Annotated in this window: 23 protein-coding genes; 10 read left to right on the forward strand and 13 right to left on the reverse strand. The window is 70.4% G+C overall.

Translation table 11 applies throughout. From position 1 onward, the window contains the following. Positions 1-90 precede the first annotated feature (90 nt). The 4 genes from ITX44_RS41025 to ITX44_RS16560 all read right to left on the reverse strand — a co-directional run bounded on the left by ITX44_RS41025 (position 91) and on the right by ITX44_RS16560 (position 2,091). Positions 91-408, reverse strand: a complete 318-nt coding sequence (locus tag ITX44_RS41025) for a DUF202 domain-containing protein (RefSeq protein WP_307795303.1) — start codon at positions 406-408, stop codon at positions 91-93. A 200-nt stretch (positions 409-608) separates the two neighbouring features. Continuing rightward, complete coding sequence (locus ITX44_RS16550; protein ID WP_205358226.1) at positions 609-1,004, reverse strand: YidH family protein; 396 nt, start codon at positions 1,002-1,004, stop codon at positions 609-611. Between the two features lie 163 nt (positions 1,005-1,167). Then, on the reverse strand, positions 1,168-1,308 hold the full coding sequence (locus tag ITX44_RS16555) for a hypothetical protein (protein ID WP_205358004.1): 141 nt from the start codon (positions 1,306-1,308) through the stop codon (positions 1,168-1,170). Between the two features lie 183 nt (positions 1,309-1,491). Next, the gene (locus ITX44_RS16560; RefSeq protein WP_236060773.1) at positions 1,492-2,091 is read right to left on the reverse strand and encodes an NUDIX hydrolase; all 600 of its coding nucleotides are present in this window, start codon (positions 2,089-2,091) and stop codon (positions 1,492-1,494) included. A 141-nt stretch (positions 2,092-2,232) separates the two neighbouring features. Between ITX44_RS16560 and ITX44_RS16565 the strand changes: the two genes are divergently transcribed. Both ITX44_RS16565 and ITX44_RS16570 read left to right on the forward strand, forming a co-directional pair. Further along, entirely contained in the window at positions 2,233-4,044 is a 1,812-nt protein-coding gene (locus tag ITX44_RS16565; RefSeq protein WP_205358005.1) for an acyclic terpene utilization AtuA family protein, read from the forward strand. Positions 4,045-4,113: 69 nt separating this feature from the next. After that, positions 4,114-5,082 (forward strand): pirin family protein, encoded by a 969-nt coding sequence (locus ITX44_RS16570; RefSeq protein WP_205358006.1) that lies wholly within the window; start codon positions 4,114-4,116, stop codon positions 5,080-5,082. A gap of 62 nt (positions 5,083-5,144) precedes the next feature. Here ITX44_RS16570 and ITX44_RS16575 read toward each other — a convergent pair whose 3' ends face one another. Next, complete coding sequence (locus tag ITX44_RS16575) at positions 5,145-6,095, reverse strand: NAD(P)-dependent alcohol dehydrogenase (protein WP_205358007.1); 951 nt, start codon at positions 6,093-6,095, stop codon at positions 5,145-5,147. 131 nt (positions 6,096-6,226) lie between these two features. On the opposite strand from ITX44_RS16575, the gene ITX44_RS16580 reads away from it, so the two are divergent. Continuing rightward, a complete protein-coding gene (locus ITX44_RS16580; RefSeq protein WP_205358008.1) occupies positions 6,227-7,120 on the forward strand; it encodes a helix-turn-helix transcriptional regulator in 894 nt (297 codons plus the stop codon). A gap of 408 nt (positions 7,121-7,528) precedes the next feature. Here ITX44_RS16580 and ITX44_RS16585 read toward each other — a convergent pair whose 3' ends face one another. The 3 genes from ITX44_RS16585 to ITX44_RS16595 are packed head-to-tail and all read right to left on the reverse strand — an operon-like array spanning position 7,529 to position 12,373. Further along, positions 7,529-7,843 (reverse strand): hypothetical protein, encoded by a 315-nt coding sequence (locus ITX44_RS16585; RefSeq protein ID WP_236060775.1) that lies wholly within the window; start codon positions 7,841-7,843, stop codon positions 7,529-7,531. Continuing rightward, positions 7,843-11,649 (reverse strand): DUF6531 domain-containing protein, encoded by a 3,807-nt coding sequence (locus ITX44_RS16590; RefSeq protein WP_205358009.1) that lies wholly within the window; start codon positions 11,647-11,649, stop codon positions 7,843-7,845. The genes ITX44_RS16585 and ITX44_RS16590 overlap by 1 nt, the downstream gene beginning before the upstream one ends. Before the next feature lie 7 nt (positions 11,650-11,656). Continuing rightward, positions 11,657-12,373: a WXG100 family type VII secretion target gene (locus ITX44_RS16595; RefSeq protein WP_307795304.1), complete on the reverse strand. Its 717-nt coding sequence runs from the start codon at positions 12,371-12,373 to the stop codon at positions 11,657-11,659. 350 nt (positions 12,374-12,723) lie between these two features. Here ITX44_RS16595 and ITX44_RS16600 point away from each other — a divergent pair, with 350 nt between their 5' ends. Next, positions 12,724-13,716 carry a hypothetical protein gene (locus tag ITX44_RS16600; protein ID WP_205358010.1) on the forward strand — a complete coding sequence of 331 codons (993 nt, stop codon included), beginning with the start codon at positions 12,724-12,726 and terminating at the stop codon, positions 13,714-13,716. A gap of 41 nt (positions 13,717-13,757) precedes the next feature. On the opposite strand, the gene ITX44_RS16605 is transcribed toward ITX44_RS16600, so the two are convergent. Both ITX44_RS16605 and ITX44_RS16610 read right to left on the reverse strand, forming a co-directional pair. Further along, entirely contained in the window at positions 13,758-14,234 is a 477-nt protein-coding gene (locus ITX44_RS16605) for a hypothetical protein (RefSeq protein ID WP_205358011.1), read from the reverse strand. A 79-nt stretch (positions 14,235-14,313) separates the two neighbouring features. Continuing rightward, a complete protein-coding gene (locus ITX44_RS16610) occupies positions 14,314-15,075 on the reverse strand; it encodes a DeoR/GlpR family DNA-binding transcription regulator (RefSeq protein WP_372440933.1) in 762 nt (253 codons plus the stop codon). Positions 15,076-15,164: 89 nt separating this feature from the next. Between ITX44_RS16610 and ITX44_RS16615 the strand changes: the two genes are divergently transcribed. From ITX44_RS16615 to ITX44_RS16625, 3 genes are all read left to right on the forward strand, one after another. Beyond that, a complete protein-coding gene (locus tag ITX44_RS16615) occupies positions 15,165-16,415 on the forward strand; it encodes an MFS transporter (protein WP_205358012.1) in 1,251 nt (416 codons plus the stop codon). Positions 16,416-16,607: 192 nt separating this feature from the next. Then, positions 16,608-19,799 carry a GH92 family glycosyl hydrolase gene (locus ITX44_RS16620; RefSeq protein WP_205358013.1) on the forward strand — a complete coding sequence of 1,064 codons (3,192 nt, stop codon included), beginning with the start codon at positions 16,608-16,610 and terminating at the stop codon, positions 19,797-19,799. Positions 19,800-20,192: 393 nt separating this feature from the next. Next, positions 20,193-20,699, forward strand: a complete 507-nt coding sequence (locus ITX44_RS16625) for a fascin domain-containing protein (RefSeq protein WP_205358014.1) — start codon at positions 20,193-20,195, stop codon at positions 20,697-20,699. Between the two features lie 63 nt (positions 20,700-20,762). Here the strand turns inward: ITX44_RS16625 and ITX44_RS16630 are convergent, their stop codons facing one another. Then, positions 20,763-21,824 (reverse strand): aldo/keto reductase, encoded by a 1,062-nt coding sequence (locus ITX44_RS16630; protein WP_205358015.1) that lies wholly within the window; start codon positions 21,822-21,824, stop codon positions 20,763-20,765. A gap of 151 nt (positions 21,825-21,975) precedes the next feature. Here ITX44_RS16630 and ITX44_RS16635 point away from each other — a divergent pair, with 151 nt between their 5' ends. The 3 genes from ITX44_RS16635 (at position 21,976) to ITX44_RS16645 (ending at position 24,744) form a co-directional block, all read left to right on the forward strand. Then, positions 21,976-22,551 (forward strand): TetR/AcrR family transcriptional regulator, encoded by a 576-nt coding sequence (locus ITX44_RS16635; RefSeq protein ID WP_205358016.1) that lies wholly within the window; start codon positions 21,976-21,978, stop codon positions 22,549-22,551. Positions 22,552-22,872: 321 nt separating this feature from the next. Continuing rightward, complete coding sequence (locus ITX44_RS16640; RefSeq protein WP_205358017.1) at positions 22,873-23,526, forward strand: TetR/AcrR family transcriptional regulator; 654 nt, start codon at positions 22,873-22,875, stop codon at positions 23,524-23,526. A gap of 471 nt (positions 23,527-23,997) precedes the next feature. Next, positions 23,998-24,744, forward strand: coding sequence for an SDR family oxidoreductase (locus tag ITX44_RS16645; RefSeq protein ID WP_205358018.1), 747 nt, complete (start codon positions 23,998-24,000; stop codon positions 24,742-24,744). A gap of 22 nt (positions 24,745-24,766) precedes the next feature. Here ITX44_RS16645 and ITX44_RS16650 read toward each other — a convergent pair whose 3' ends face one another. Then, positions 24,767-25,402 carry a class F sortase gene (locus tag ITX44_RS16650; protein WP_205358019.1) on the reverse strand — a complete coding sequence of 212 codons (636 nt, stop codon included), beginning with the start codon at positions 25,400-25,402 and terminating at the stop codon, positions 24,767-24,769. Between the two features lie 96 nt (positions 25,403-25,498). Next, complete coding sequence (locus tag ITX44_RS16655; RefSeq protein ID WP_205358020.1) at positions 25,499-26,152, reverse strand: hypothetical protein; 654 nt, start codon at positions 26,150-26,152, stop codon at positions 25,499-25,501. Positions 26,153-26,219 lie beyond the last annotated feature (67 nt).

Here is a 26,219-nt window from a genome sequence, read left to right on the forward strand (position 1 = left end):
TGCCGGACGAGTCCCCACGCGGGCCCCGCCCGCACGGACGCCGCCCGTCAGCGGTCAGCAGCCCAGCCACCGGGCCTCAGCCCTCACCCCTCAGCGCAGGACAGCCGCCCCGAAAACGGCGAGTGCGATGGTGCAGCCCGCCGCCGCCAGGGCCACCCCGGCCGGCATCGCGGCGGGCCGGGCCGCGCCCAGGCGCACCATGCGCAGGTGCGCCAGTCGCAGGAAGGCCAGGAACACCAGCGCGGCGAGTGCCACCGCGATCGCCGAGGACGCGCCGCCGCCCGCGTGCAGCACCTGGCGGATGGCCAGCACCGCGGCGACCGCGCACGACAGGGTGGTACGGCGCCAGGCGAGCCGGGTGCGCTCAGGTTGCAGGCCGGGATCGCGCTCGGTCTCGGTGGCGGTCACGCCCGGCGCGGAAGCGGAGCCCGAGTCGGGACCCGTACCGCCCGCCTGTCCCGACCGCGGATCCGGGCCGGGGCCGCCGCCGTGCCAGGACCCACCGCCGGGCCCGGGGCCACGGATCCGCCCATGTGATCCGCCCGCCCGGGAGCCGTCGCCCGTACCCCCCGACTCGTCCGTACCGTCCGGCCCCCGGCCCCCCGCGCTCATCCCGCCCAGCCGAACAGTACGACCGCCACCATCGCCACCGCGATCAGCGCTATCACCACCGCCATCACCGCGGGGAAGCGGGAGACGGGCAGGTTCTCGCCCTGGCGCATGGCCCGCTCGCAGCGCACCCAGTGGTTGACCGCCCGCAGCGTGCAGGCGACGCCGCCGGCCAGCAGGCACACCGCGAGCACCACCCGTACCCAGTGCGTCAGGTGGTTGGTCAGGAACTGGTCGACCGCGAACCCGCCGCCGATCAGCGCCAGCGCCGTACGGATCCAGGCCAGGAAGGTCCGCTCATTGGCGAGCGAGAACCGGTAGTCGGGGGTGGTGCCCTCCTGCTGGATCCGCGCCGGGGCGAACCACAGCCGCACCGACTCCCCGACCTCGCGTATCCGGTCGCTCTCGCTCACGCGACCACCCTAACCAGGCCCGCCCGGCACCACTCGGCGGTTTCCCCCTGCGCCGCCGCGCAGGCCGGCGGGCGCGCGACGTCACCCGTACGGCGTCACGTACCGGCAGCCGTACGCGGGCGGGCAACCGTACCGGCCCGCCGCTTCACCTGCGCCGGGACACCGCCGCCAGCAGCAGCACCAGCACGGCCACGGCCAGCACGAGCAGCACCACGACGACCGTCACGGGATCGTAGCCGCCGCCCGGCTGAGGGTGGGCGGCGTCGGCGAGGACCATCCGGGTCACGTTTCTCCTCCCCGTCACCCCGGCCCAGGGCCGGGGCGGGCATCAGCAGCGGTACGGAAACGGGCTCGCTGGCCGGTACCGCGGCCGCGTGGTCCTCCCCTGGGACGCAGCCCGGCCCCAGGCGGTTCCGTCGTCCGCCACCGTGCGACGGCGGCAGGTCATCGCCTGGCCTCGGCCCGCTGGTCAGTGGTCCTCGCGCCACCGCAGCAGCCGGCGGTACGCCGCCAGCCCGTCCGGCACCCATTCCCACTCGGCCAGACGCGCGGCCAGTTCGTCCTCGGTCAGGAAGTCGTACCAGGCGACCTCTTCCCGCTGGGGCCGTACCGGAAGCTCGCAGCGCACCTGGTACACCGCCGACCACCAGGACCGCGGACCGTCCTCGTACAGGAACCGGAACAGCGGCTCGGGGCGCGGGAGTCCGGTGACGCCCAGCTCCTCCTCGGCCTCCCGCAGCGCGGCCTCGTCGTAGCTCTCGCCCGCGCCCAGCACCCCGCCGACGAACATGTCGTACAGGGACGGGAAGATCAACTTGCGGGCGGTGCGGCGGTGCACGAAGATCCGGTCCTCCGCGTCCCTGGCCAGGATGAACGAGCAACGGTGCCGCAGCCCGCGCTCGTACGCCAGGCCGCGCGGGGAGGTGCCGACGACGTTGTCGTGCTCGTCGACGATGTCGATGATCTCGTCCGCCGACAGCGGGGCGGCGTCCTCGCCGTCGCCTCCGCTGCCCGAATCGCCGTTGCCGTACGCGCCGCTGGTGCCGTTCATGCCGTTCATGCCGCTCATCCGGCGATTCAACCATCCGCCCGCCCGTCGGCCCGACCGTCCGCCGCCGTGAACGGTCCGAGGGGTCTTGCGCGGGGCCGGTACCGGCACGATGATCGTCCCGCCCGGTGACCCTGGAGAGCAATGTGACGGGAGAGTACGGTGACCGCACGCCAGACCCCGCTGCGTATCGCCAACTGCTCCGGCTACTACGGGGACCGGCTGTCGGCCGCCCGGGAGATGGTCGAGGGCGGCCCCATCGACGTCCTCACCGGCGACTACCTGGCCGAACTCACCATGCTGCTGCTGTGGAAGGCCCGGCAGCGCGACCCCGACGGCGGCTACGCGGTCTCCTTCCTCGCCCAGATGACCGACGTCCTGGCCACCTGCCTGGAACGCGGCATCAAGATCGTGACCAACGCCGGCGGCCTCAACCCGGCCGGCCTGGCCGCGAAGCTCGGCGACCTGGCCGCGCGCGCCGGCCTGCGCCCGTCCATCGCGTACGTCACCGGTGACGACCTGCTGCCGCGGCTGCCCGAACTCCAGGCCCGCGGCCACGACTTCGCCCACCTCGACACCGGAGTACCGCTGGCCGGCTCGGGTGTGACCCCGGTGACCGCCAACGCCTACATCGGCGGCTGGGGCATCACGACCGCGCTGCGGGCCGGCGCCGACATCGTGGTCTGCGGGCGGGTGACCGACGCCTCGCTGGTGGTCGGCCCGGCCGCCTGGGCGTTCGGCTGGGCGCCGGACGACTGGGACGCGCTGGCCGGCGCGGTCACCGCGGGCCACATCATCGAGTGCGGCACCCAGGCCACCGGCGGCAACTACTCCTTCTTCACCGAGATCCCCGACCCCGTCCACCCCGGCTTCCCCATCGCCGAGATCCACCGGGACGGCTCCAGCGTCATCACCAAGCACCCGGGCAGCGGCGGCGCGGTCACGGTCGGCACCGTCACCGCCCAACTGCTGTACGAGACCGGGCATCCGGCCTACCTCAGCCCGGACGCGGTGCCCCGGCTGGACACCGTACGGCTGGCCCAGCAGGGCCCCGACCGGGTCGCGGTCGGGCCGGTCACCGGCGAGCCCGCGCCCGCCACGCTCAAGGTCTGCCTCAACCACCGCGGCGGCTGGCGCAATTCGGCGACCTTCGTGCTCACCGGCCTCGACCTGGACGCCAAGGCCGACTACGCGGAGGCCGCGCTGCGCGACGCCACCGGCGGGCCGGGCCGGTTCACCGCGTACGACCTGCGGCGCGAGCACGGCGGCGAGGCCGACCGGCTCACCGTCACCGTGAAGTCGCCCGCCCCGGACACCGCCGGGCGCGGCTTCTTCACGGCGGTCGCCGGCACCGCGCTGGCCGGCTATCCCGGGCTGTACCTGGAGAACGCCTCGCCCAAGGCCACCGAATACGGCGTGCACTGGCCCGCGCTGATCCCGGCCGAGGAGGTGTCGGCCGAAGTCCTGCTGGCCGACGGCACCCGGCTGCCGGTGCCGCCGGTCCCGGCCGTCCCCGGTACGGTCTCCCGTTCGCCGCGCGCCGACGCCGTACTCCCGCCCGCCGTACCGCCGTCGGCTGCCGGACCGGTTCCCGCCGCGCGCCCGGCGGCGTACGACCCGGCGGAGCGCACCGTACGGCTGCCGCTGGGCCTGCTGGTCGGCGCCAGGTCCGGGGACAAGGGCGGGGACGCCAATGTGGGCGTGTGGGTGAAGGACGAGGAGGTCTACGCGTGGCTGCGCGGCTACCTGGACGTGGCGCGGCTGCGGGCGCTGCTGCCGGAGACCGCGCGGCTTCCGGTGAGCCGCTACGAGCTGCCGAATCTGCGGGCCGTCAACTTCGTGGTGCACGGGCTGCTGGGGGAGGGGGTGGCGGCGTCCACCCGGGCCGACCCGCAGGCGAAGGCGCTGGGGGAGCGGCTGCGGGGGTGCCTGGCGGACATACCGGAGAAGCTGGTGGATCCGGTGCCGGAGTGATTTTGTTGTCGCCCGGGCGGGTGAGGGGCGGTGGTGCCCTGACGGCCCTGGTGGGGGCATGATCGGGGCATGAGCAATCTCGATGTGAAGCCGGCGGCCACCGAGTGCGGTGGGCGCGAGGACGTCTCCGCCACCCCGGTCCGCGAACTGCTCAGCCCGCGGCAGGTGCCGCTGGGGGAGAGCACGGTGGTCCGGCGGCTGCTGCCGAACCTCGGCCGGCGCATGGTCGGAGCGTGGTGCTTTGTCGACCATTACGGCCCGGACGACATCGCGGACGAGCCGGGCATGCAGGTGCCGCCGCACCCGCACATCGGCCTCCAGACGGTGAGCTGGCTGCACGAGGGCGAGGTGCTGCACCGCGACAGCCTGGGCAGCAAGCAGACCGTACGTCCCCGCGAGCTGGGCCTGATGACGGCGGGCCGGGCGATCGCGCACTCGGAGGAGTCGCCGCGGGACCACGCTCGTTTCCTGCACGGGGCGCAGTTGTGGGTGGCCCTGCCCGACGCCCACCGCCGCACGGCACCCTCTTTCGAGCACCACGCCGACCTGCCCGAGGTCACGGGCGGGGGCGGCCTGCACGCCACCGTCATCCTGGGCGAACTCGACGGCGCGGTCTCGCCCGGCACCACCTTCAGCCCCCTGATGGGCGCCGACCTGACCCTGGCCGCCGGCACCTCGGCCCACCTCCCGGTCGACCCCGACTTCGAGTACGCCATCCTCGCCATGTCCGGCGAAGCCGAAGCGGACGGCGTCCGCCTTTCCCCCGGCTCCATGCTCTACCTCGGCTCCGGCCGCCGCACCCTCCCCCTCACCGCCGACACCCCCTCCACCGTCCTCCTCCTCGGCGGCGAACCCTTCGCCGAGAAGCTTGTCATGTGGTGGAACTTCGTCGCACGGTCAGGTGACGAGATCGTAGCAGCCCGTGACGAGTGGACGCAGGGCACGTCCTTCGGCGAGGTCCACGGCTACGACGGCCCCCGGCTGGCCGCTCCCACCCTTCCGGCAACTCCCTTGAAGCCGCGGGGGCGTACGCGCTGAGCCGGGAGTTTGCGGGATGCCCGATGCCCGGACTGCGCGTGGATGGCCACGGCGGCGAGGGGTTACGCCGCCACCTGGATGACGTGCTTGCCTGCCGTGCCGCCCCGTTCGAAGGCCTGGTGTGCGGCGGCGGTGTCCGTGAGCGGATACACGCCGTCGACCACAGGGCGTAGGGCGCCGGAGGTGACGTGGTCGGCCAGGTCGCGGAGTACGGGGGTGTCGGGGTTGGCGCTGAAGGTGCGGATGCGGCGGGAGCCGTGGACGCTGGAGGCGGCGATTGCGGCCAGGGCGGGGGCGGACAGTGCGACGGTGGCCATGCGGCCGGACTTGGTCAGGCGGCTCCGGTAGCAGTTCAGTTCCGAGCCGACGGTGTCCAGGATGACGTCGAAGGGGCCGATCGCGTCCGAGGTGGTGGAGCCGTAGTCGAGGACCTCGTCGGCGCCGAGGCCGGTGAGGAGGGGGGCGTGGCGGTCGCGGGCCAGGGCGGTGACGTGGGCGCCCATCGCGTGGGCCAGTTGGACCGCGGCCGTGCCGACACCGCCGGCCGCGCCCCGGACCAGGATCCGTTCCGCGGCGGCGAGGTGCGTGCTGTCGCGCAGCGCGGTCAGCGCGGTGGTGCCCGCGACGACCAGGGAGGCCGCTTCGACCGGGGAGATGCCCGCCGGTGCGGGCGCGATGCGGTCCGCGGGCACCACGACGTATTCGGCGGCGCCGCCGGTGGTGTGCCGCTGCCGGGGGTGCACCGTGCCCCACACCCGGTCCCCGGCCCGGTAACCCTCGACATCGGCGCCGGTCGCGGCGACGACGCCGGCGAAGTCCAGCCCCACGCCGATCGGGAAGCGGCGTCCCGAGACCATCTTCAGCCCTCCCGCGCGGACGATCACATCGTGTCCGTTGACGCTGGACGCCTCGACCGACACCAGCACCTCGCCCGGGCCGGGAGCGGGACGGGCGACCTCGTTGACCCGCAGGACGTCCGCGGCGCCGTAGCTCATGACCTGAACGGCCTTCATGTTCCTCGTCCTTCCGTGGCCGGCTGTGGTGGCTCCGATGCTGGACCCTGCGCGCTCCGTCTCGGTCGTTGCGCTTTTCCTGGGTCCGGCAGACCCACCCTCGCCGGCCGCCGCCGGGGCATACTGACGCCGTGACCGACGATCTGCTCGCCTTGAGCGACGATCCGCGACGTGAACTGGCCGAGTTCCTGCGCACCCGCCGAACCCGGTTGCTGCCGCAGGACGTCGGCCTGGAACCCGGCCCGAGGCGGCGTGTGGCCGGATTGCGGCGGGAGGAACTGGCCCTGCTGGCCGGGGTGAGCGCGGACTACTACCAGCGCATGGAGCAGGGCCGCGACGTCCGGCCCTCCGAACAGGTCCTGGACGCCCTGGCTCGCGCCCTCAACTTCTCCGCCGAGGAGTCCCGGCACCTGCACAGCCTCGCCGCCGCCGCGCGTACGCCCGCCCGTGGCCCGCGCCACCGCCCGCCCGAGGAGGTTCCGCCCACCACGCTGCGGCTGCTGCACACCATGACCACGCCCACGCTGGTCGTCGGCCGTTTCCTGGACGTCCTGGCATGGAACCCGCTGGCAGGCGTCCTGTTGCGCGAGTTCACCCGGCTCCCCCCGGCCGAACGGAACCTGCTCATGCTGCTTCTGCACCCCGAAGCCGACCAGGCCTGCCCGGACCGGGCGGCCACCGTCGCCGAGCTGACCGGGATGCTGCGGACCCAGACCGCCGCCGACCCCGGCCACCCGCGCGGCGTCGAACTCGTCGGCCAACTCGCCGTCCGCAGCGACGAGTTCCCCACACTGTGGGCGCGCCACGACGTCGAAGAACCCACCCGCGGCCGGATGCGTATCAACCACCCGATGGTCGGCGAGCTGAACCTCGACTGGGACGCCTACCCGATCCCCGGCCCCCCCGGCCCCGTACTCATCACCTACACCGCCGAACCGGGAAGCCCCGACGACGAACGACTCCGGCTGCTGGCCACCCTGCTCGACGCCCCGGGCCCGGCATCGGCGGTCACCCTACGTCCATGACATCACGACCTGCTCGCGTCGGTAGGCGGCGATCACTCCACTGACCAAGCGCTGCGGGCAAGGGCGGACCGCATTTTTATGGCTACCTGAACGGGGACCCCCGCCGGGATCTCCGTGTCTCCGAGGGTGAGGGGCTCCACCGAGTACCTGAAGGTGGCGGTGCTCACCGGTGCGTCGTGGCGGAGCAGTTCGCGAGTCTCCCAGCGTCGCCGCCAAGCCTGGCCGATCGGGTACGCCACAGCCGGGAGCATCAGCCCGACGCCGATGAAAAGAACCGCGAGTGCGGGCGAGGCCACGCTGAACACGCAGGGCAGGGCCACCAGGGAGGTCCTTCCGCGACGCCTTCCTCGGCCGCCTCGATCGTGACAGACCCACCTTTCGGAATCGCCGAAAAAGCGAAGTTCAACATCAGGTAGGCAGGTCCGTGTCCAGCCCGACGCACTCTCCGACGAGTTCCTGGAGTTCGTAAGCTGCCTCCATCACTCTGTCCGCGGCCTCTCCCGTATAAAGACCGACATTTCCTTCTGTGGCGGGGAAGATGTCAACGAGAATGTTGGCTCCGAGGCGGGGAATTGCGTCCAGGGAAACCCAGGATTCCGCGCACGCTTGGAGTGCGGTTTTCAGAGTGAGATAGGCGTTCTCGTCGAACCCTTTACGCATGCGCAGTGGAGTGTCGAACTCCTGCCATGCGTTGGCCAGTGCCGATGATGCTTCGTCCGTCATCAGGGACCTCCCTCGACCCAAGTGATCGCCTCGGGCGGTATGTGTCCTGTTATGAGTACTTCCATGGAGGACTTGGTGCGGTTGATCGCTGTGAATCCACGAATGCCGTGCTGCGCCCGCCCTGCGTCGGTCGACAAGTCGAATATGTTGTGGTCGTGGATTTTACTGAGGTCGATCGCGACTACTCTACCTGAGGTCCACTGCGGCCCCAGCGCCACTTCCCGGCTCCGCGTCGTGGAGATGTACTGGGACCTCCAGTTGGGTCTGCTGCCGTGGAGCACATGCCCGGCAGGGGTATACGTCGCGTCGGGATTCTTCGCGACAAGTCCCACACGGGGGTCTTCGTCGGGCCGCAGATTGCGGTAGACGATGTGGCACGACTCGGTCAGACCGAGTGGGTCGGTCGAGGTGTGGGGGTCGTCGACGTAGGTCGTCGGGTTGGGGGCAGGGACGAGGCCGAGGGGGTCGGTAGTGGCGTATCGGGCTGTTTCGGGGTCGTAGTAGCGGTGGACGTTGTAGTGGAGGCCCGATTCCTGGTCGAAGTACTGGCCGGGGAATCGCAGAGGCGTGAACGCCGTGCTGGCGGCCGGCCAGGTGGTGCTGCCCCACAGGGTGGTGCGGGAGTGCCAGGCGATGCCGCCGGACTCGTCGACCAGGTGAGTGGGAGCGCCGACCAGGTCGGTGACGATGGCGAAGAAGCGCTGGTCGATCTCCTGCTGGGTGGTGCTGTCGGTCATGCGTTCGGTCTGGGTGACCGGGTGCAGGCCGTCGTGGTCCCAGGTGAGGGTGACCGAGTTGGGGGTTTGCGGTGAGGTGGTGGTCTGTTCGGCCAGGAGCGCGTCGTCCCAGCAGAAGGCCGTCTCCTCGGCGATGGTGCCGTCGTCGGCGAGGCGCTGCTTGGCTATGCGTCGGCCGAGGGGGTCGTACAGGTAGCGCCATACGGTCCCGTCGGGGGTGGTGACTGAGGTGAGGCGGTCCTCGGTGTCCCAGGTGTAGCGCCAGGTGTCGGGCTTGCGGGACAGGCGGGTCTTCTGCCGCAGGATGATGCGGCCTTGGCCGTCGTGTTCGTAGCGGAGGGAACCGGCGCGGTGGATACGGGTGCCGGTGTAGGCACGAGGCCCTGTGGCGTCCTGGCCGGGGTGGTCCTCGGGCCAGTGCGCCGCGGTCTGGTTGCCTGCCTCGTCGTACGCGTACGCCTCGCTCCAGTCCGAGGCGCGTACCGCGGTGACACGGCCCATCGCATCGCGTTCGAACGCCCGGTGTCCGCTCAGGCTGTCATCGAGGCCGGTCGGTCGGCCATCGGCACGGTAGGTGTATGCGCGGGTCAGGACGGTGCCGGATCGGCCGCCGTTCAGCGACTGAGTTGTCAGGCGGCCGAGTTCGTCCCACGCCTGGGCCAGGGTGAGGGCGGCGCCGAGGCCACGAGCGGTTTGCCGGCCCACCAGGTCGTGTTCGAAGCTCAGGGTTCGCCCGGCAGTCGTCAGCGAGACAGGGTGGTCCGTTGCGTCGTATTCCCAGACGCTGACCACCCCGGACGGGGTGGTGCGGCGGGTGCGGCGGCCCAGTACGTCGTAGGCGTAGGTGAGAGTTCGGCCGTTACAGGTCTCGGATGTGACCCTGCCGGCCGGGTCGCGCTGCCAGGCGAGGGTGGCCTCGGGGTCGGCGGCCTGGAGGAGGCGGCCCAGGGGATCGCGCTCGTACCTGGTGGTACGGCCGTCGGCGGTCTTGGCGGCGATGTTGCCGAGGAGATCGTGCTCGTAGCTGACGGTCTGGCCAAGAGCGTTGGTGCGAGCGGCGAGCCGGCCTGCCGCGTCGTGGGAGTAGGCCAGGGTCCGGCCGTCGAAGTCGGTCTCGTGGACCAGGCGTCCCGCGGGATCGTAGCGATAGGTCCAGGTCGCCCCCAGCGGGTTGGTGACCTGGGTCAAGCGCAAAGCGGCGTCGTGAGTGAACTCGTAGCGGGTCCCGTCAGGGTCGGTCTTTGCGGTCGGCAGGTTGAAGTGGGTGTATTCGTATCGAGTGGTGCCGCCGATGGGGTCGACGTGGGCAGTGCAGTTGCCTTCCGCGTCGTAGCTCCAGGACTCCTGCGAACCGTCGGGGTGTACGGCTCGGGTGACTTTGCCCTCGGTGGTCAAGTCCAGGCGGGTGGTGGCGCCGAGCGGGTTGGTGATCGCGATGATGCGGCCAAAGGCGTCACGACGGTAGCGGGTTGTGGCCCCCAGCGGATCGGTGCTCTCGACGGGCAGGCCGGAGGGGTCACAGCGGACGGTGGTGGTGCGCCCCAGCGCATCGGTGACAGCTGTCAGGTGGCCGAGGACGTCGTAGGCGTAATGGCTGGTGGCGCCGTTGGGCTCGACGAGTACGGTGCGGTTGCCCGCGGAGTCGAACTCCTGCTGCCACACCGAACCGTCGGCATCGATGATTGTGCTGGGCAGACCGAGGCCGTTGTAGGCGGCGGTCACTTCTCTTCCATCGGGACGGATGACTGCCACAGGCCGGGCCGCCGCGTCGTATTGCACACGAGTCGTGCGGCCAAGCTCATCGGTGCGGGACAGCAGCCGGCCGAACCGATCGTATTCGGTGCCTATGGTCCCGCCGAGCGGATCCACGGTCTGGACCAGATGACGGTGCTGGTCGTAGTGGAACTCGGTCGGCTCACCCAGTCCGCTGGTCATAGTGGTGACACGGCCTGCGAGGTCGTACTCGAAGTGGGTTTCGAGGGCACCTCGTGGGCCGTGGCCTCGGGTGACGCGGCCGTCGGGGCCGTATTCGTAGGCGTACCAGTGGTTGTTGCGGTCGGTCCAGGAGATGATCCGGTCCTGGTCGTCCCAGTGGTAGATCAAAGGCAGGCCGGTGGAGTCGGTGATGCCGGAGAGACGACCGCGGCCGTCGTAGGTGTACTGGACGACCGGAGTTTCCACCGCGCTGCCGGCGTCATCGTGCAGCAGCCGGAGGCCGGTGATACGGGGGCCGGCTGGAGTCAGCACAGTGTCGACGGCTATTCGGTAGCCGCCGGAATGACAGATCTCGGCGGGCAGGCCGTCGGGGCCCTGGGTGTAGTCGATGCGGTGGCCGTTGCGGTCGGTCAGCGTGGTGATCGTTCGGGTACGGGCACCGGGGCGCGGCGGTGGGGCGAAGTGCCGGGTCCAGCCGGTGGCACTGTCCTCGATCCGGATGGTGTCGCTGTCCCGGTCCCAGGTCAGCGGGCGCTGTACCCCACGCTTGGGCAGCACCTGCGAGCGCTCGGAAGTAGGCAGGGGGTAGTGCTGGATTTCGGCGTCTTCGCCGGCGTAGTGGATGCCGTCGGGATCGATCTGGATGCGTTGGTCGAGGGTTGAGGCCCAGCCGGGGCCGAACCAGCGTCCGCCGGTGTAGCCGGAGGCGTAGGCGCGGCGCAGCATTACGGGCAGCAGGCCGGGCAGGTCGATGTCGGTGGCGGAGGTGATCATCTGGCCGGAGACGACGTCGACGGGGTCACCGCCGGTGGTGCAGCCGCCATTGCCCTCCGACGGCTGGCCGGGGGCGTGTTCGCCGCCCAGCGGCGGTTCGTCGCCGTTCCCGTGTGGGAGGTGTCCGGTGTCGCTGACGTCGTGGGGTGCGTGGACGGGGGGCTGTTTGCTGTCGTGCATGAGGCCGCGCAGGGCTGTTTCGTGCTTGAGGTCGGCTGCGGTGGTGTCCTCGGCTATGCCGGTCAGGTTGTGGCCGGTGGAGTGGTAGAGGTCCCCGACCGCCTTGCCGGCGTCCTCGCCCAGGGTCTTGCCGAGCCTGGTGGCGGCGTGTTCCAGGGCTGCGACGATGCGGTTGGTCACTGGAAGTTCACCCCGGCCAGCTTGGTCTGCAGGGTTGTGGCGTGGCCGGTGACGGTCTCGGCGTGGCGTGCATCGTGGTGGCGTGGAAGGTCAGCATGGACGGGTGGATCTCGAAACCGGGCCCGCCGTCCCACCCGTCGGTGTCCACGCCGAGGGCGTCCTCGGTGGCCTTGAACATCAGCCCGCCGGCGGCCTTGCCGACGGCTTCGACCAGGGGGTCCAGGGCCGCTTCGATGACCTCGGCGATGATGTACTGGGTGAGCTGGTCCTCCAGGACCTGCACGGCCTTCTCGGCCAGCTTCACCGTCGCCGCTGCCGCCGCCTCCGACAACCCCAGCGTCTCCACCGCCGCGGCCTGCTCCGCCACGAACGCGGTTGCCAGGCCGATGAGTTCGGCGATGCACTGGCCCTTCATCGTCACGATCACGCCCGCGGCCACGTCCAGGGCGGTGGCCACCCCGTGGCACAGCGACACCAGCTCGGTCATGTGCGTGGTGGACTTCTCACCCCACGCGGCCAGCAGCGCCTCGTAGGAGGCCCCCTTGTAGTGCGCCCCCAAGTCCTTGACGGTGGCCGTGGCCTGCTGGTGGGTGGTGTCCACTGCCGAGGCGAACTCCCGGATGTGCGAGGCGAACTCCCGCACCTTGTCCTCGTTGACGTTCGGCCAGCTGATCCCGATGACGCTCAGGAACGACACCACCGGCCCCGGCAACTCGATCGCCACAAGCCCCCCACAGGCATCATCAGGATCGTATGATCATCAGACTAAGTCAGATGGCGGTCGAGTGCCCCTGTTCTTTCGACGGTCGGTCCCACAACGAGCAGTATCGAGACACTCCGTGACGGCGCGCCGGTGACCGTCCCAGCGCCCACGCCCTGCGGCGGCGCCGACGTGGACCGGTCGGGTCATCCCTGACGCCGCCGTTGCTGGCCCAGCGGACGAACTTCTGCAGGGCGTACGGGGCGGGGCAGCGGGGCGGACAGGGTGACTCGACGGGGTGAAGGTGCTGCGAGGGGAACACCTGCGACCGGCCCTGGACGGTGAGGTGACACCCGGGGCTTAGCCTGTCGGGCATGGCTCGCACCACTCCGCCGCGCCCGGTAGCCGTCGCCGCGCACTTTCCCGAGCTCGCGCCATTGGCACGCACCGCTGTACGGCTGCACCCCCGCGTCGGCGAACCTACGACGGCTGACAGTTCGATCGGCGGGCCGCTGCTGTGGCCGGCGCGTGAACCGTGGCCCGTCTGTCCGGAGCACGGTGGTCCCTGGTACCTGGGCTTTGCGCCGGAAGACGTACGGCTGCGGCGACGGATTCTCACCGAGGCGTGGGGGCGGTCCAGGGGTGACGGCGCCGACCTGCTGAGCCCGGAGGAGCACGCGGTACTGGACCGCCTCGGCGAGAGCTCGCGGATACCGCTGGACGGCCCGGCCCCGATGGTGCCGGTTGCCCAGCTCTATGCGGCGGACGTGCCCGGCCTGCCGCGGCCGGACGGCGCTGATCTGCTACAGGTTCTCTGGTGCGCGTTCGACCACGACGAGGATTACCTGCCCCGCACGGAACTGCGCTGGCGGACCGTCGCCGACATCACCGATCCGCTCGGCGCCGCCCCGCAGCCGTCGGTGATCGGCAACGACGACTACGTGCCCGAACCGTGCGTGCTGCACCCCGAGCAGGTCACCGAGTACCCGGCCCCGCACGAGCTGCCCGAGGAACTGGCGCGGCGGATCGCAGCGTGGGAAGGCCGGCACGACGTCCATTACCAGTACGACCTCGGCGTGGCCCCGGGATGCAAGGTCGGCGGCCACGCTCCATGGAGCTTCTCCGACCCGTTCCCCGTACTCTGCGCCGAGTGCGGCTCGGACACCCGCCCGCTGCTCACCATCGACGGCAGCGAATGGGACGGCGGCAGCGGGAGCTGGCGGCCGATCGAGGATGCCGACTCCACCGGTCAGCACTTCCTCGACCCGGCCGGTGCCACGCAGCTCAACATCGGCCGTGGCTACAGCCTTCAGCTGTACGTCTGCACAGCGTCCTACGACCACCCGCATACGCAGAACATGCAGTGACCGGCGACAAGGTCGAGAACCGCGGGCGGTGGTGTCTCCCGTCACTCTTGCCACAGTCGGCGTACGGCCTCACCGAGCGTCGCCTCGAAGCTGTCCTCGCGGATCTCGACCGTCAGCTTCTGGGCCAGGAACTGCGCTGAGGCGTCGTGGCAGGTGACCAGGAAGTGGCGGCCCCATTCCAGCGGGCGCCCGGGGAAGTTGCGGCGGTTGTACGTGGCCAGTCGGTCAGGCCAGGTGGAATCGAGGACCTCGTAGAAGCCGTAGCCGGGGTGATCGGCGTCACCGCGTGGATCGCCGCTCCATGCCTCGTCGTCGGGGTAGCCGAAGACTGACTGACGGCAGGAAACCGCGGTCACGATCGCCGACTTGAGCGGCCCTCCATCCGGTGGCATGACACGCAGGACCAGCAGGGCGTCTCGACCCTCCTCTGTGTGGAGCAGCGTCGCCGCCGCCCACGACGGGGACGGGATGACGGTGACGTCCTCGATCGGCTGAAGGCGCTCCGCCCGAATCGTCATGGGCGCCATCATCTCCCGTGCAGTCATTCCCGATTCGGGAACCCCCGACGTCTCGCATCCCCCGACGCGGGCGTCGTCTTCAGACGGTTGTGACGACGGTGCCCGCGTTCTCCAGGGCGGCCAGTTCGTCGGCGGGGGCGGCGGTGTCGGTGATCACGGTGTGGAGGAGGGCGGCGGGGCCGACGTATGCGTAGGCGGTGCGGCCCAGCTTGCTGCCGTCGGTGGCGAGGATGACGCGGCGGGCGGAGGTGATGGCTGCCTTTTTCACCGCGGCGTCGTCGAGGTCGTAGGCGGTCAGGCCCTCGGCCGCGCTCAGGCCGCAGCAGCCGATGACCGCGGTGTCGAATCGTACGGCGGCCAGTGAGGCGAGGGTGAGGGGGCCGGTCAGTGCGCCTTCGGCGGCGCGGGGGCGGCCGCCGGGGACCATCAGGGTGGCGGATCCGGGAGTCGCGCTGAGGGCGTGAATGGCCTGCAGGGACAGGGCCATGACGGTCACCGGCCGGTGGTGCAGCAGGCGGGCGACCTCCAGGCAGGTGGTTCCGCTGTCCAGCAGGACGGCCTCCCCGTCGGCGATGAGCGAGGCCACCTCCGCGGCGATTCGGGCCTTGGCTTCGACGGCGTCCTGGGCGCGCAGCGCGAAGGGGGGCTCCTCGCCTCTGAGCAACAGGGTGCGGGCTCCGCCGCGGACACGTTCGAGGACACCCTGCGCGGCCAGCGCGTCCAGGTCACGCCGGATGGTCATCTCCGAGGTGCCGGTCAGTTCGGCGAGGTCCTGGACCGTGGCGGTGCCCGACTCCCTGACGGTCTGCGCGATCAGCGCGTGACGGTCTGCGTTGCTCATACCGCGATTGAAGCACCCCTCAAAACGAACATGCAATCTGTGCGATCTGGCACCTTTCAAACATCGAACCTGTTCGTTATGGTGCTCGCATGGAACGATCGCTTCGGGCCGCTCGGGCGGCGACCTTCGTCTACTTCGTCCTGTCCGGGACGTTGATGGGTACGTGGGTGGTGCACATCCCCGCCGTCGAGGACCGGGTGGGCGTCAGCCACGCGACGCTCGGGGGACTGCTGGTGCTGCTGGGCGCCGGGGCGTTCGCCGGCATGCAGACGGCCGGCCCCATGGCCGACCGGCTCGGCGCACGGGTTGTCGTACCCACCGCCGGGGTCCTGTGCAGCGCGGCCCTGGTGCTGCCCGGGCTGGCCCGCGGTCCCTGGGCACTGGCCGGCGCCCTGCTCGTCTTCGGCTTCGCCAACGGCTGCCTGGACGTGAGCATGAACGCCCACGCCGTACACGTGGAGAAGGCGTACCGACGGCCCGTCATGTCCTCCTTCCACGCCACCTTCTCCGTCGGGGGCGTCATCGCGGCGGTCCTCGGCGCGGGCGCCGCAGGCGCCGGCATGAGCCTGGCCGTCACGCTCGACGTATCGGCTGCCGTCGGCCTCCTGGTCGCGCTCGTGGCGGCGCGCAGCTTGATGCCCACCGTGCAGACCACCGCCACCTCGCCCGACGAGGCGGAACAAGAAGCTCGACCGCGGGACGCAAAGCGGCGCAGCACGCGCGGCGGCATCTGGATCCTGGCGGTACTCGCCTTCATGACGATGCTGTGCGAAGGGGCGGCCAACGACTGGAGTGCCCTGCATCTGAAGGACGTTCTCGGCGCCCCCGCGAGCGTCGCGGCCGTCGGCTACGGCACCTTCGCAGCCGCGATGACGATCGGCCGACTGCTCGCCGACCGCCTCTCCGCCCGCTTCGGGGCCATGGCCATCCTGCGCTACGGCGCGGTCCTCGCCGCCGCCGGCATCACGATCGCGGCCTTCGCCCCGTGGATCTGGACCGCGTTCGCGGGCTGGGCGCTGTTCGGCCTCGGGCTCTCGGGCTGCGTCCCGCAACTCTTCAGCGCCGCCGGGCACGCCGACCCCGCGGCCGCCGGCGCCAACGTCTCCCGGGTGGCCGGCCTCGGCTACCTCGGCATGCTCGCCGGACCAGCCGTCATCGGATGGCTGACCCACCTCGTGGCCCTCAACCACACCTTCTTGCTGCTGACCCTGCTCTGCCTGGTCACCGCCGCGGCCGCGGGAATCCTGCGCACGGCCGACCGCACTGCTGACGGCACCGCCCACCACACCCCCGAGCCGGCCCCGGACGTCGACCGCGTACCTGTGCAGCCCAACCCCTGACCGGCAGAGCATCGGACGGATCGCCCGGGGCCGGTGGTGCCCGCCCGTCCGGCGGGTGCGGGCAACCCCCTTGCCCTGGGCGGGCCGTCACAGTAAGTTCCCTGAAGCGTTGACAACGATGTCATAGCCGATGTGGCGCGCGGGAGGGGCACGATGCGGCGGCGAATTCTGAACGTTCATCCCATTCGGGTCATGGTCACGGCGGCGCTCGTGATCGCCGGTCTGACGGCCGTTCCCGAGGCTGCCGACGCGGCGACCCTTGCCCCGGCCGATCCGGCCGGCCTGGTGGCGCCGCTGGCCGGCACCGCGGCGGGTGGCGGGACGTACCCCGGTGCCGCATTGCCGTTCGGCATGGTGCAGTTCAGCCCGAACACCGAATCGGCCGAGGGTGGCGGCTACGAGTACACGAATCCCAAGACGTGGGGGTTCGGGCTCAACCACTTGTCCGGGCCGGGCTGTGCCGCCATGGGCGACGTGACGTCGCTCCCGTTGACCGGCAGCGTGAAGTCGCTTGATCCGCACGCCAATGAGGTCACGTTCGACCACGCCACGGAGGACGCGCACCCGGGCTCGTACGCCGTCGACCTCGCCGGTGTGCACTCGGAACTCACCGCGACAACACGCACCGGCTGGGCACGGTACACGTTCCCGAGCGGCTCCACGCCCGGCGTGCTCGTGAGCCCGGGCGGCGGATTCCGCGGCGTGTCCACCGCGAGCATCGACGTTGTCGGGGACCACACGGTCGAGGGGTCCGTCGGTACGTACGGATACTTCAACACCTGCCCGTCCAAGAGCTACAACCACTACACCGTCTACTTCTCGATGCAGTTCGACCAGCCGTTCAGCTCGTTCGCGACCGGCAGCGGCACCACCGTCAAGCCGGGCCAGGCGTCCGCCACCGGCGCGGGCAGTGGCGCGTACCTGTCGTTCAGCAGCCACGACGTCGTCGCGAAGGTCGGCATCTCGTACGTCTCGCTCGACGGCGCGCGCGGCAATCTCGCTGCCGAAGGCACGACCGGGTTCGACTTCGACGGCGTCCGCACGGCCGCCGAGTCGCAATGGAACGCACTGCTGTCGCGTGTCGAGATCCAGGGCGGCACCGCCGGGCAGCAGTCGACGTTCTACACGGCGCTGTACCACTCGCTGCTCGACCCGAACGTGTACTCCGACGCGAACGGCGACTACACCGGCTTCGACGGAGCGGTGCACCACGAGTCGGTCGGACACGCGCACTACACGGCGTTCTCCATGTGGGACACCTACCGCGCACAGCAACAGGTCCTCGACCTCGTCGCGCCGGAACGCGTCGCCGACATGGCGCACAGCCTGCTCGAGGACGCGCAGCAGGGCGGCTGGATGCCGAAGTGGCCGTACGCGCAGTTCTACACGAACGAGATGGTCGGCGACCCGGCGGCGAACCTCCTCACCGACGCGTACCTGAAGGGCCTGCTGCGCCCCGAGGACGTTCGCCCGATCTACGGCGCGCTGGTCAAGAACGCGACTCGGCTCCCCGACCCCTCGCAGACACCCTTCGAGGGCCGCACCGGACTCGCCGAGTACCTCAACGAGGGATTCGTACCGCTGGGGAGCACCGGCGACTACACGACGGCGGTGTCCGATCAGCTCGAATACGGCGTCAACGACTGCGCGCTCTCGCTCTACGCCGGCAAGCTGGGCGAGAACGCCGATGCCGGCCGGTTCCTCGACCGATCGCAGCGGTACACGAACGTGATCGACCCGCAGACCGGCTTCGTACAGCCACGACGGCCGGACGGCTCGTGGCTCACGCCTTTCGATCCGGCGAGCGAGACCGGGTTCAAGGAAGGCTCCGCCTGGCACTACACGTGGCTGGTTCCCCAGGACGTGACGGGGCTGGCGAACGCGCTCGGCGGGGTCGGCCCGACGGTCGCGAAGCTCGACCAGTTCTTCTCGTACGACCAGCTCACCGCGAACCCCGCGAGCGTCGCCGGCACCAAGTGGGGCGCCGAAGACCAGTACAACCCGACCAACGAGACGGACCTGCAGGCCCCGTACCTCTACAACTACCTCGGCCGGCCGTGGAAGACCGAGGACGTCGTGCGCGCGGCCGAAACCCTCTACAACACCAGCCCCACCGGGGTCACCGGCAACGACGACCTCGGCACGATGTCGAGTTGGTACGTGCTGTCGTCGCTCGGGCTGTACCCGTTCTTCGCCGGCGCCGACCAGTACACGCTGACGAGCCCGTTGTTCACGCACGCCGTCGTGCACCTGCGGCAACCGTGGTACCACTCCTCGCAGTTGGTGATCGACGCGCCCGGTGCGTCGGCGTCCAACCGCTACATCGACGGCCTGACGCTCAACAACACGCCCGTGCACACCAGCGTCATCAGCCACAGCGCGATCGAGAACGGCGCCACTGTGCACTTCGACCTCGGGGACCGGCCGAGCGACTGGGCCACGGGTTCCGGCACTCCGGTCTCTCCGTGCTCGGCGACGGCCCACACCGCCGACGTGCGGATCACCGGCGTCACGTCCACGCCCGGCTCCGCCGGCGACACGGGCACGATGACGGTGCGGCTCACCAACGCCGGCAACACCGCCGCCAACCACGTGACGATCAGCGCCAAGGGGCCGTGGCCGGTACCCGCGGCCACGCTTCCCGCGCTCGCTCCCGGCCACTCGGCGACGGCCACGCTCACGATCACTGCGCCGTCGGGCACGAAGCCCGGCAGCTATCCGGTGACGGTCACCACCGACTGGTCCGGCAACGCCGGGAGCGGCAGCGCCCTGACCACGTTCACCAATGCGCAGTACCAGGTGGCCGCGAGCTCCCTGTCGCAGCTCTTCGACACGGTCGGCACCAGCCCGGACGCCAACCGGAGCGTCGGTAACCTCGACGGCGGCCACAACAGCCTGTCCCGGGACGCCCTCGCCGCGGCAGGACTGACGCCGGGCGCACCCGTCGCGGTCGGCGGTGCCGCGCTCACCTGGCCGACCAGCGCGATCGGAGAGCCCGACGATGTCGTGGCCGCGGGTCAGGCGATCCAGCTCTCGGCGCCGGGGAACGCCGGCACTCTCGCCATCCTCGCGACCGCCGGGTCCGGCGGCCCGATCACCGCTACGGGGCAACTCGTGTACACCGACGGGACCGTGCAGCCGTACACGCTGCACGTGAGCGACTGGACGATGCACCACGACCAGGACCAACTGCTCGCCGGCGAGACGGTCGCGGCCAAGATGTCGTACCGCAACCTGGCCTCCGGCCCGCAGCAGACGAGCACCTATGTGTTCGGCGTCACGGTGCCGGTCGACGCGTCCAAGACCATCGCCTCGGTCGTGCTGCCGTCCGGCTACTCGGGACGACTGAACGTGTTCGCCATGGCGTTCGGCCATTCGGAGTGAGTATTCGAGCCACGCGCCTTGGTATCACCGGATCAATACGACGCTCCCGTACGGCGCTGCCGAAGTGTGGGTCTGGACAGACTGTGCCCGCCCGAATACAGTGAGTTTTGGGGCCTGCTGAGGCAGGAATATACAAGGGGGCGGAAAGCATGCATGGCGGCTGGGGCACCGCTTTGTCCTGCCATTCGGCAGGATCCTTTTCGCGGGAAGTGGGTCACGGAGCCGGCGACATCACATGGCTCCGTCCGCAAGAGTCCCGCCGTCCTGCGCCGTAAGTGCTGAACGGAATACATCCCGCTCTCCCGGTATCCGGCGCCGCAAAGACCATCGGCTGCGGCGCCGGCCCCGACCGCGTCCACGACACGCACAGTCGGAAGAAGGAGAAAGGCCATCATGCCGTTATCGGCAACTGACCTCGCAACGCTCGGAAATACGCCGGTCACCATCCGATCGACGTTCTTCCAGAACATTTACCTGCGCATGGACGGCACCGGGGTGACCGTCGCCACCGACAACGGAGGTGGGACGGTCAACTGTGAGTACGGCACCGGTCCATGGACGACGTACAAGGTCCACCCGCAGACCGATGGTTCGTATACCTTCGAGTCGGCGGCCTTCCCGAACGTGTTCCTGCGCATGGACGGCAACGGGGTCCCCACCACCATGGCCGGAGGTGGCACGGTCAACTGTCAATACGGCGTCGGCCCCTGGGAGAAGTTCCATGCCCGCGCCCAGGCCGACGGTTCGTTCTCCTTCGAGTCGGTGGCCTTCCCGGGTATCTTCCTGCGCATGGTGACCGGTAGTGGGGTGACCTCCGCCACCGGCCCCGGGGGAACGGTGAACTGCCAGATCAACGCCAATGGCGGCGAGAACGAGAAATTCTTTCTGGACGTAGCCTAGCGGCCGGGTCGCCCGGGGGAATTCCTCCCCCGGGCTCTCGACGTGCTATTGGGATCGGGCCGATCAGCGGTTGTACGGCCGCGAGGTGACTCCGTTGATCGTCGTACCTCCCTGCTGCCAGCTCAGGGCAGTCGCGTCGAGGAAGGCGAACGGGAAGGGGAGTTCCGGCTTCGTCAGCTCGTCGAGCGCGGCCAGGTCGTCGTCGGGAATCTCCACGGTGAGCGATCCGAGATTCGATTCGAGCTGCTCGATCGTGCGCGCGCCGATGATGGTGGTGGTGACCGGCTGCTGCTGCCGCACCCAGGCGAGTGCGAGGGCCGCAATCGATGCGCCCAGCCGTTCGGCGATGGCGGCGAGCTCGTCCAGCAGGCCGAATGTGCGCTCGGACAGGTGGTTCGAGGGGCCGAGCGTCGCGCGCCCGGAGTCCGCGGGCGTCTGGTTCTCCCGCGTGTACTTCCCCGACAGGACGCCGCCGGCGAGCGGGCTCCACGGCGTCACGCCGAGGCCGAGAGCGTGTGCCGCGCCGAAGAGCTCGCCTTCCACGGTGCGCTGGAGGAGCGAGTACTCGACCTGGATGCCGGCGATGGCGCTCCAGCCCCGAAGTTCCGCGATGGTCGCCATGCGCGAGACGGCCCAGGCCGGTGTGTCGGACAGGCCGATGTAGCGGATCTTTCCGGCCCGCACGAGGTCCTCGAGCGTCCCGAGCGTCTCCTCCACCGGAGTGTGACGGTCCCAGTTGTGCAGCCAGTACAGGTCGACGTATTCGGTGCCGAGCCGCCCGAGGGAGGCGTTGAGCTGCTGCACGATCGCCTTGCGGCCGGCGCCGCCGCCGTTCGGGTCGCCGGGGAACATGTTGCCGGCGAACTTCGTGGCCAGGACGATGCGGTCGCGCAGCCCCGGCCGCCGGGCGAGGTAGCCGCCGATCGTCTCCTCGGAGCGGCCCCCGGTGTATCCGTTGGCGGTGTCCAGCGCATTGCCGCCGGCTTCCAGGTAGCAGTCGATGATCGCCTCGGCGGTCTCGGAGCTGGTTCCCCAGCTCGTGTCGCCGAAGTTCATCGTGCCGAGGGTGATCGGGCTGACGCGCAGTCCGGTCCGGCCGAAGGTACGGAAGTCGGTGAGGTTCATGACGGTGTCTCCTTCCGGCGGATGCGTACGGTCACGCACGGCGTCGGGTCGGTTGCTTCGCGTTGTGAATCAGACTGACTAGTCGGAAGGAAATCTAGCCCCGCATCTCCGCGAGAGTCAAACCGACTAGTCAGTCTGGTAGGGTGACAATATGGCGTACGATTCGGCTGCGATGCGACGACGCTTCCTCGATGCCGCTTTCGAGGAGTTCGTCCAATACGGTCTGGCGGGCGCACGTGTCGACCGCATCGCCGCGAAGGCCGGGGCGAGCAAGCAGGCGATCTACTCCTACTTCGGCTCCAAGGAAGGCTTGTTCGACGCCGTCCTGACGCAGCGGCACCTGGAGATGATCGAGGCCGTACCCCTCACGCCCGAGGACCTGCCGTCCTACGCGGGCGCCATCTACGACTACCTGACCGCCCATCCCGGCTATGCGCGGCTGACCATGTGGCGGCGCCTGGAGCGACAGGACGCCTCCGCGGCCGACATCGAGGCGTATCGGACCAAGCTCGGCCAGTTGCAGGAGGTGATCGCCGTCGACACGTCGAAGTGGGGCGTGATCGACGTCATTCTCCTGGTCCTGGCCTCGGCGAACGCCTGGGAGAGCGTGGCGCCGGCCATCCGCGGCCTCGATCCCGACGCGAAGGACGACGCGGACCGCCGGGTCCGCGAGCGCCGGGCGCTCGTCGCCAGCGTCGCCGCCTCCGTCGCCGCGCTCAGCGAGTGACCGGCGCGGATGCCCGCCCTGCCACCGGTCCGTACGGACACGGGCCCGGCCGGCTCCCCGCAGAAGGGCGAGAGTGCAGGTCACAGGCGCTGTAGGGGGACGCGCAACCCGGTGTTCGTGCAGGACACGTACCTGAACGTGCTGGTCGCAGCACGTCCAGACAGCGGTTCTGCAGGACGGCCGGGAGACGCCTCTTGCTGCTCATCCCCGTTCAGCACGGGCAGCGGGAAGAGGGCATGACGCGAGGGCCCAACGTAAGACACTCGACTCATGATAGGGTCGTACGTTACGGCGAAGGGCGGCGGGAAGGGGAGAGACGGGATGACACCGGAACCGTCCGCCGCGACGAATGCCTCGTACCACCAGCGCGTCAAGGAGGAAAAGCGCGCGGCGATCCTCACCGCCGGGACGCGGCTGTTCCTGGAGTGCGGGTACGACCGTACGTCGCTGGCCCAGGTGGCCAAGCAGGCCGGTGTCTCCACGGCGACGCTGTTCAAGCGGTTCCCCACCAAGTCGGCCCTCTTCGAGGCGATCGTCTCGCAGTACTGGCAACTGGAGAGCCAGTGGGACTACCTGCCGGAGCCCGGCGATCCCAAGGCCGGCCTCACGAAGATCGGCCGTGACTACGCCTGCCTGCTGACCCGCCCCGGCATGGCGGCCCTGTTCCGTATCGTGATCGCCGAGAGCAGTCGGTTCCCCGAACTGGGCCGCATGCAGGGCGACCTCGGCCGGCAAGTCTTCCTGTCGGGCCTGCACGGCTACTTCGCGGCCGAACACGATGCCGGGACACTGCACATCCCAGATCCGGACCTGGCCGCGGGCCAGTTCCTCGGCATGATCGCGGATCAGATCTTCTGGCCCCGCCTGCTGCTCGTCGACTTCGACATGGACGAGCCGGCCATGTATCACGTGGTGGACGAAGCCGTCCTGACCATGCTGGCCCGCTACCGGCCGGAACCCTCCCTGCGTTCCTGAGCACGTACCACCGGACCCGGCCCGGGCAGCACCCCCGAACCTCCTGAACCTTCCGAACCTTCCGGCCCGGACCGGATGCCCGCTCAGGGGAGGAGTTCCACCGCCTCGTCCCAAAGGCGCAGGGCGTTCGACGCGCCCAGCGTTGGTGCCGGTGGTCGCGGTGATGCCCTCGGCAACGGCGGCTGCCGCCTCCGGCCGCCGTGCGGCCAGGACGACCTCGACGCCCGCCGCCGGAGCCCGGGCGGTCTCGACTCCGATGCCGGAGTTGGCGCCGGTCACCACCGCCGTCTTCCCGGTCAGGTCCCCATCTGCGACCACCTCGTCCGCTGTCGACGAGAAACCGAACCGCGTCGTCAGGACCGAGCACGCAAGGGCTCAAGGTGAGTGACTTGACTCGTATGCGGGGCCGTCCTACCGTTCAAATGTAAGTCACTCAACTCACCCGGCTGGCGTCGGCAAGGAGCATCGATCATGAACCGACTGGACGGCAAGCGGGCCCTGATCACCGGTGGGACCACGGGCATCGGGCTGGAGACGGCCAAGCAGTTCCTCGCCGAGGGCGCGCGGCTGATCGTCACCGGCAGCAACCCGGAGAACCTGAAGAAGGCGCAGGCCGAGCTCGGCGACCAGGTCACCGTGGTGGCGGCCGAGGCGACCGACATGGACGCGCAGCGACGCCTGGCGCGGACGGTCGCCGACACCTTCGGACAGCTCGACGTGGTCTTCCTCAACGCCGGCATCTCGATCTGGCAGCCGTTCGAGGACTGGGACGAGCAGACCTTCGACCGGCAGCTCACCATCAACTTCAAGAGCCCGTTCTTCCTGCTCCAGGCGCTGCTGCCGCATCTGGCGAGCCCGGCGTCGGTCATTGTGACCGGGTCCAACAGCGCCCACGGCGGCTTCGATCGTGCCAATGCCTACGCCGCCACGAAGGCCGCGCTCGCGTCGCTGGCGCCGTCCTTGTCGCGTGAGCTGACCGGCCGGGGGGTGCGGGTGAACACCGTCAGCCCCGGTGTGATCGACACGCCGCTCTACAGCAAGCTCGGCATCCCCGCCGAGTACTACGACAGCGCCATGGAGGGCATCCGGGCCGGCATCCCGGCGGGCCGCTTCGGCACCGCGCGGGAGATCGCCGCCGCGGTGGTCTACCTGGCCTCGGACGACTCCGCTTTCGCGCTCGGTTCCGATTTCGTCGTCGACGGCGGCGCGACGCTCTGACCTGCCAGGAGCCGGGAGGCTCTCACTGCCGGCCGGCGAGAGCGGCGTAGACGATGATGTCGTCCGGGTGGTGGCCGTGGGTGAGGGTGCCGCCGCAGGTGATCAGGCGCAGTTGCGGGCTGTCGGTGTCGCCGTAGACCTGGCCGGTGGGGAAGTGGGCCTTGTCGACCTGCTGGAGGCGGGTCACGGAGAAGATCGCGCGGGTGCCGTCGGCGCGCAGGACGGTGATGCGGTCACCCGGCTTGATACGGGTGACGTTCCTCATGACGGCCGGGCCGTTCACGCTGTCGAGGTGGCCGACGAGGATCGCCGGGCCGATCTGGCCGGGGGTGACGGCTCCGGTGTACCAGCCGATACGGTCCGCCCGGTCGGTGGAGGGGACTTGGAGCGTGCCGTCGGTGTTCAGGCCCAGCCGGAGCAGCGGGCCGGTGTCGACTCCCGCGGCGGGGATGGTGACGCGGACGGGCACGGAGGGCGGCATCGCCTCGGCCGTCCCTGGCGTGGGTCGGGCTGTCGAGGAGGCGGCCGGCGGCAGGTTCGCGGGGGTGCTGGTGCCGGTACGACCGCCGCCGCAGCCGATGAGGAGGGCGCTCAGGGGCAGGGCGAGCAGCAGGAGGACGAGGCGCGGCCGGATGCGCGGCACCGCGGGGATGTGCATGGCGGGCTCCTGGAGCGCCGGGCGGCCCGTACGGTGTGCGGGGCCGCCCGGTGGTGGTGGTGGTGTGGTCAGTGGTCAGTGGTCAGCGGTCAGCGGTCAGCGGTTGGCGGAGGCCCGGCGGCGTACCGCGACGAAGGCGATGCCGGCGGCACCGAGGGCCGCGGCGGAGCCGCCCACGGCCAGCAGGGTCCCGTGCCCGCCGTCCGGCGCCTGGTAGCCGGCCGCGACGGCGCCCCGGGGGACGACCTCGGTCTGGTGCGGGCCGGCCGGGGCGGGACCGGCCGAGGTGCCGTCGCTGGTGGCGTAGAGGAAACCGCACCCCTGCGGCAGTCGCGGAAAGTCGCTGATCGACGCCTTGTGGCCACCGCCTTCCATGTTCGTCAGCAACTGCGGCCGGGAGCTGTCGGGACGCAGGATCTCGGCGGTGAAGCCCTTGTCCAGCAGCTTGGGGTGCTTGCGGTCCAGCGACAGACCGGGGATCACGCCCTTCTCGCCGGACCCTTGGAAGAGGACGGACGGCCCCGTCGGGCTGATGCTCATCAGCGCCGCGGTGCCCGCACCGATGTTCTGGTGCACCGTCACCACGCACCGCACCGAAATGACCGGGCCCTGCCCGCCGCCGCCCTTGTCCGCGGCCGAGGTCGGCCGCGTGGAGACCGACGGTGTCGGCGTGGGCGTGGCGTTCCCGTCGGCGTACGCCGCAGCGGCCGGCACGCTCAACGCGGCCGCGAGCGTGACGGAACCGGTCACGGCGCGAAGCGTCAGTCGGCGCCGCCGCGCGGCAGCTTCGGGCACAGAAACAGACATGGGATTCCCC

The organism is Actinacidiphila acididurans, assembly GCF_016918855.1.
GTDB classification, from domain to species: domain Bacteria; phylum Actinomycetota; class Actinomycetes; order Streptomycetales; family Streptomycetaceae; genus Actinacidiphila; species Actinacidiphila acididurans.